This window comes from Synechococcus sp. R55.7 (assembly GCF_047461955.1).
Taxonomy (GTDB): domain Bacteria; phylum Cyanobacteriota; class Cyanobacteriia; order Thermostichales; family Thermostichaceae; genus Thermostichus.
Genome location: NZ_JANSIC010000212.1, coordinates 1 through 1,329, shown reverse-complemented (window position 1 = coordinate 1,329; position 1,329 = coordinate 1). Strand labels below are relative to the sequence as shown.

General features: G+C 58.8%; 1 protein-coding gene. It reads left to right on the top strand.

From position 1 onward, the window contains the following. Positions 1–271: 271 nt before the first annotated feature. Positions 272–1,329: sensor histidine kinase (locus NW820_RS10410; protein ID WP_414407442.1), on the top strand; the 1,058-nt coding region annotated here is incomplete at its 3' end.

Sequence of the window (1,329 nt, the reverse complement as noted above, 5' to 3'; positions counted from 1 at the left end):
GGGGATCAAGCTGTCTTTCTTTGCCGTGATGTCCACAGCTTTGCCAACCGGAATACGGCGCGGCTTCTCTAAAGAATGGGGTAGCTGGGTATCCTAAAAGCTGGGGTTACGGCATCCTTCTTTATTCATGGGGATGAAGTGGCTCAAGACATAACGGTCATTCTAAGACCTAGGAAAGAACTCTTCAGCCTTGACCGTGAGGGGATGTTTATTCTTTGCCTACGGTTGGTTCACTATTCAAGCAGGTCTTGTCAAAGCGAGCACACCGAGTTTGAAACAGCAACTACTCCGCCTACTTGAGTTTTGGCGCCGCCGCTTTCCCCACAGCCTGCGCACCCAGGTGGCATTGGTCATTGCCAGCCTTTCGTTCGTCCCCAACTTGGTTTTCATCCTGTCGGTGCAGTGGATCTGGCCCGACACGCAGTTCAGCGCTGAAGGGATCCTCCTGCTGCTGCTGTGGATCCCGTTGCTGGCGGTGCTGTCGGCGGTGGTGGGCTATGCTCTGTCCTCCATGATTTTGCGCCCCCTCACCCTGCTGGCCCGCGAGTTGGCTCATTTGGAAACCTTGATTAACCAGCCCGCCCGTTGGAATCTGCTGCTCCGCCCCGGGGATCCCCAGGAAGCCCTGATCTTGCGGCAGGCTTTTGCCCAGTTGCTGCGCCAGATCCAGATCGATCAAATGCGGCGAGAAGCCTTTACCGCTACCCTCGTTCACGACCTCAAAACCCCCCTCATCGCCTTTGGGCACCTGCTGAGCGCCTTTAAACAGGATCAACAGCTCGATCCGGAGCAACGTCGCGCTCTGCTGGATCGCATCCTGCAGGAAAATCAACACAATCTCTCTCTGGTGCAGAAAATGGTGGAGGCTCACCGCCTGGAGCGGGGAGAGATCGAGTTGCATCCTCGGCCTTGTGATCTGGGATCCCTGGCCAGAAAGGTGGCCGAGCGCATGGGATCCCTGGCCCAGGAGCGGGGGATCGATCTGCGAGTCGAAGGAGAAGGGTGGGGCAACGCCGATGAGGCAGAGCTGGAGCGGGCGCTGGTGAATCTGGTGGACAACGCCTTGCGCTACGCACGCCATGCGGTGGTGTTAATCGTCAGCCCCCACCAGATCCAGGTGCAGGATGATGGCCCCGGCTTGCCGGCTCCCCTAGAAGAGTTGGCCCAACCCTACGTGACCCAGCCCATTCACATTGCCGGCCACCACTACCCAACCGGCTCAGGAGGTCTGGGGCTATATATCGCCAGGCGCATCCTGCAGGCCCACGGGGGGGACTTGCGGTTGGTCGAGACGGGATCCCAAGGGACTGCTCTAGCCCTGGTGTTGCG